2 tRNA genes and 3 rRNA genes are annotated in these 5,429 nt (G+C 52.3%); all 5 read left to right on the top strand.

The features are described from left to right. Positions 1-158: 158 nt before the first annotated feature. A 16S ribosomal RNA gene (locus ACT80S_RS19095) occupies positions 159-1,687 on the top strand. A 101-nt stretch (positions 1,688-1,788) separates the two neighbouring features. Beyond that, positions 1,789-1,865, top strand: a tRNA-Ile gene (locus tag ACT80S_RS19090). A 25-nt stretch (positions 1,866-1,890) separates the two neighbouring features. Continuing rightward, positions 1,891-1,966 (top strand) — tRNA-Ala (locus ACT80S_RS19085). Between the two features lie 300 nt (positions 1,967-2,266). Further along, a 23S ribosomal RNA gene (locus tag ACT80S_RS19080) occupies positions 2,267-5,144 on the top strand. A gap of 119 nt (positions 5,145-5,263) precedes the next feature. Then, positions 5,264-5,376, top strand: a 5S ribosomal RNA gene (gene rrf, locus ACT80S_RS19075). Together the 16S, 23S and 5S rRNA genes with 2 tRNA genes alongside form the textbook arrangement of a ribosomal RNA operon. Positions 5,377-5,429 lie beyond the last annotated feature (53 nt).

The raw sequence follows: 5,429 nt of genomic DNA, 5'->3' as shown, positions 1-5,429 counted from the left end.
GTTGCTTTGATTTTGCGAAGTGTTCGTTAACAACACACAGCCGATAAGCGTGGGCGTTTGAGTGGCAAGACGATTGCCAAGTTCTTCGGAACTATCAAACGCTCATAAGAAAAGAAGTGAAGTTCACTTCGATTCCTATTGAGCAACAAATCAAGATCGAACTGTAGAGTTTGATCCTGGCTCAGATTGAACGCTGGCGGAATGCTTTACACATGCAAGTCGAACGGCAGCACGGGGCAACCTGGTGGCGAGTGGCGAACGGGTGAGTAATACATCGGAACGTGCCCAGTCGTGGGGGATAACGTAGCGAAAGCTACGCTAATACCGCATACGATCTACGGATGAAAGCGGGGGATCGCAAGACCTCGCGCGATTGGAGCGGCCGATGGCAGATTAGGTAGTTGGTGGGGTAAAGGCCTACCAAGCCGACGATCTGTAGCTGGTCTGAGAGGACGACCAGCCACACTGGGACTGAGACACGGCCCAGACTCCTACGGGAGGCAGCAGTGGGGAATTTTGGACAATGGGCGCAAGCCTGATCCAGCCATTCCGCGTGCAGGATGAAGGCCTTCGGGTTGTAAACTGCTTTTGTACGGAACGAAAAGGCTCTGGTTAATACCCGGGGCTCATGACGGTACCGTAAGAATAAGCACCGGCTAACTACGTGCCAGCAGCCGCGGTAATACGTAGGGTGCAAGCGTTAATCGGAATTACTGGGCGTAAAGCGTGCGCAGGCGGTGATGTAAGACAGATGTGAAATCCCCGGGCTCAACCTGGGAACTGCATTTGTGACTGCATCGCTGGAGTGCGGCAGAGGGGGATGGAATTCCGCGTGTAGCAGTGAAATGCGTAGATATGCGGAGGAACACCGATGGCGAAGGCAATCCCCTGGGCCTGCACTGACGCTCATGCACGAAAGCGTGGGGAGCAAACAGGATTAGATACCCTGGTAGTCCACGCCCTAAACGATGTCAACTGGTTGTTGGGTCTTCACTGACTCAGTAACGAAGCTAACGCGTGAAGTTGACCGCCTGGGGAGTACGGCCGCAAGGTTGAAACTCAAAGGAATTGACGGGGACCCGCACAAGCGGTGGATGATGTGGTTTAATTCGATGCAACGCGAAAAACCTTACCCACCTTTGACATGTACGGAATCCTGAAGAGATTTAGGAGTGCTCGAAAGAGAACCGTAACACAGGTGCTGCATGGCTGTCGTCAGCTCGTGTCGTGAGATGTTGGGTTAAGTCCCGCAACGAGCGCAACCCTTGTCATTAGTTGCTACGAAAGGGCACTCTAATGAGACTGCCGGTGACAAACCGGAGGAAGGTGGGGATGACGTCAAGTCCTCATGGCCCTTATAGGTGGGGCTACACACGTCATACAATGGCTGGTACAGAGGGTTGCCAACCCGCGAGGGGGAGCTAATCCCATAAAACCAGTCGTAGTCCGGATCGCAGTCTGCAACTCGACTGCGTGAAGTCGGAATCGCTAGTAATCGCGGATCAGAATGTCGCGGTGAATACGTTCCCGGGTCTTGTACACACCGCCCGTCACACCATGGGAGCGGGTTCTGCCAGAAGTAGTTAGCCTAACCGCAAGGAGGGCGATTACCACGGCAGGGTTCGTGACTGGGGTGAAGTCGTAACAAGGTAGCCGTATCGGAAGGTGCGGCTGGATCACCTCCTTTCTGGAAAACTGCAATCGCAGTCCATTCAAGCGCTCACACTTATCGGTTGTTGGAAGGATGTCGCCAGCGGCCAGGTCAAGACCTGAGTTGGTGACCGGTTTGGGTCTGTAGCTCAGTCGGTTAGAGCACCGTCTTGATAAGGCGGGGGTCGTTGGTTCGAATCCAACCCGACCCACCAATTTCCTCCCGAAGACTAACACCCTGGGGGATTAGCTCAGCTGGGAGAGCACCTGCTTTGCAAGCAGGGGGTCGTCGGTTCGATCCCGTCATCCTCCACCAAGATCACTTATCGAATTCAACACCAAAGCGGCTTCGCGAGAGGCTGTTTTGTTGTTGACCCGGCATTGACCGGATCAATCGGCTGTTCTTTAACAATTCATAGAGTCGAATCAGCGTTGCTGGCGGAAACCGTACATTCGTAAAGGTTTAGTACGGACCGTGCCGCCGGCAACATTTTTGATTGCGTCAACCAGACTTCAATTCGTGAAAGCGAAATGAAGACGGCATAACGCGCGAGGTGAGAGACCTCGCGAGTCCTTGATGAACGATGAATCCTCGTGAGAGGGGTCAAAGTTATAGGGTCAAGTGACTAAGAGCATGTGGTGGATGCCTTGGCGATGATAGGCGACGAAGGACGTGATAGCCTGCGATAAGCCTCGGGGAGCTGGCAAATAAGCTTTGATCCGGGGATTTCCGAATGGGGAAACCTACCCTTATGGGTATCGCACACTGAATACATAGGTGTGCGAGGCGAACCGGGTGAACTGAAACATCTCAGTAGCTCGAGGAAAAGACATCAACCGAGATTCCGAAAGTAGTGGCGAGCGAAATCGGAGAAGCCTGCTAGTGATAGCACAGAACTTAGCAAAGCGGTCTGGAAAGGCCGACCATAGTGGGTGATAGTCCCGTATGCGAAAAGATCTGTGTGGTACTGAGCTAGCGAAAAGTAGGGCGGGACACGTGTAATCCTGTCTGAACATGGGGGGACCATCCTCCAAGGCTAAATACTCATCATCGACCGATAGTGAACTAGTACCGTGAGGGAAAGGCGAAAAGAACCCCGGGAGGGGAGTGAAATAGATCCTGAAACCGCATGCTTACAAAAAGTCGGAGCCCTTAGGGGTGACGGCGTACCTTTTGTATAATGGGTCAGCGACTTACATTCAGTGGCAAGGTTAACCGAATAGGGAAGCCGTAGAGAAATCGAGTCCGAATAGGGCGTCCAGTCGCTGGGTGTAGACCCGAAACCAAGTGATCTATCCATGGCCAGGATGAAGGTGCCGTAACAGGTACTGGAGGTCCGAACCGACTAGTGTTGCAAAACTAGCGGATGAGCTGTGGATAGGGGTGAAAGGCTAAACAAACTTGGAAATAGCTGGTTCTCTCCGAAAACTATTTAGGTAGTGCCTCAAGTATTACCTTCGGGGGTAGAGCACTGTTTAGGCTAGGGGGTCATGGCGACTTACCAAACCTATGCAAACTCCGAATACCGAAGAGTACAGCTTGGGAGACAGAGCACCGGGTGCTAACGTCCGGACTCAAGAGGGAAACAACCCAGACCGCCAGCTAAGGTCCCTAAAATTGGCTAAGTGGGAAACGAAGTGGGAAGGCTAAAACAGTCAGGATGTTGGCTTAGAAGCAGCCATCATTTAAAGAAAGCGTAATAGCTCACTGATCGAGTCGTCCTGCGCGGAAGATGTAACGGGGCTAAGCCAGTTACCGAAGCTGCGGATTCACAGTTTACTGTGAGTGGTAGGAGAGCGTTGTGTAAGCCTGTGAAGGTGCCTTGTAAAGGGTGCTGGAGGTATCACAAGTGCGAATGCTGACATGAGTAGCGTTAAAGCGGGTGAAAAGCCCGCTCGCCGTAAGCGCAAGGTTTTCTACGCAACGTTCATCGGCGTAGAGTGAGTCGGCCCCTAAGGCGAGGCAGAGATGCGTAGCTGATGGGAAACAGGTCAATATTCCTGTACCGATGTGTAGTGCGATGTGGGGACGGAGAAGGTTAGCTCAGCCAACTGTTGGATATGTTGGTTCAAGCCTGTAGTCGTGCCTGGTAGGAAAATCCGCCGGGCTTAGATGAGGGGTGATAACGAGGCAGCTTGCTGCCGAAGTGAGTGATACCCTGCTTCCAGGAAAAGCCACTAAGCTTCAGCTACACACGACCGTACCGCAAACCGACACTGGTGCGCGAGATGAGTATTCTCAGGCGCTTGAGAGAACTCGGGAGAAGGAACTCGGCAAATTGACACCGTAACTTCGGAAGAAGGTGTGCCGCAAGTAGGTGAAGGACTTCGCGTCTGGAGCCCAAAGCGGTTGCAAAAAATCGGTGGCTGCGACTGTTTAATAAAAACACAGCACTCTGCAAACACGAAAGTGGACGTATAGGGTGTGACGCCTGCCCGGTGCTGGAAGATTAAATGATGGGGTGCAAGCTCTTGATTGAAGTCCCAGTAAACGGCGGCCGTAACTATAACGGTCCTAAGGTAGCGAAATTCCTTGTCGGGTAAGTTCCGACCTGCACGAATGGCGTAACGATGGCCACACTGTCTCCTCCCGAGACTCAGCGAAGTTGAAATGTTTGTGATGATGCAATCTCCCCGCGGAAAGACGGAAAGACCCCATGAACCTTTACTGTAGCTTTGTATTGGACTTTGAACAGATCTGTGTAGGATAGGTGGGAGGCTTTGAAGCCTGGTCGCTAGATCAGGTGGAGCCAACGTTGAAATACCACCCTGGTGTGTTTGAGGTTCTAACCTAGGTCCATTATCTGGATCGGGGACAGTGCATGGTAGGCAGTTTGACTGGGGCGGTCTCCTCCCAAAGCGTAACGGAGGAGTTCGAAGGTACGCTAGTTACGGTCGGACATCGTGACGATAGTGCAATGGCATAAGCGTGCTTAACTGCGAGACTGACAAGTCGAGCAGATGCGAAAGCAGGACATAGTGATCCGGTGGTTCTGTATGGAAGGGCCATCGCTCAACGGATAAAAGGTACTCTGGGGATAACAGGCTGATACCGCCCAAGAGTTCATATCGACGGCGGTGTTTGGCACCTCGATGTCGGCTCATCTCATCCTGGGGCTGTAGCCGGTCCCAAGGGTATGGCTGTTCGCCATTTAAAGAGGTACGTGAGCTGGGTTTAAAACGTCGTGAGACAGTTTGGTCCCTATCTTCCGTGGGCGCTGCAGATTTGAGGAAGCCTGCTCCTAGTACGAGAGGACCGGAGTGGACACACCTCTGGTGTACCTGTTGTCACGCCAGTGGCATCGCAGGGTAGCTATGTGTGGAAGAGATAACCGCTGAAAGCATCTAAGCGGGAAACTCGTTCCAAGATGAGATCTGCCGGGGCCTTGAGCCCCCTAAAGAGTCGTTCAAGACCAGGACGTTGATAGGTCAGGTGTGGAAGCGCAGTAATGCGTTAAGCTAACTGATACTAATTGCTCGTGCGGCTTGACCCTATAACTTTGATCGAAAACGATCAAGGATTTATGCCGGGTTGAACGCAATCAAAATACAATATGCTGATCAGCTCTATGAATTGGTTGTCTTGACCCCGTCAAGATGACGACAAGTTATGCCTGATGACCATAGCGAGGTGGTCCCACTCCTTCCCATCCCGAACAGGACAGTGAAACGCCTCTGCGCCGATGATAGTGCGGATTCCCGTGTGAAAGTAGGACATCGTCAGGCTCTTACAGCAGCAAATACCCCCTGTGTCGAAAGATACAGGGGGTTTTTGTTTT

It is taken from the genome of Ramlibacter sp. MAHUQ-53 (genome assembly GCF_052600055.1).
Note: the sequence above shows the minus strand (reverse complement) of the source record. Positions and strands in the feature narration are given on the sequence as shown.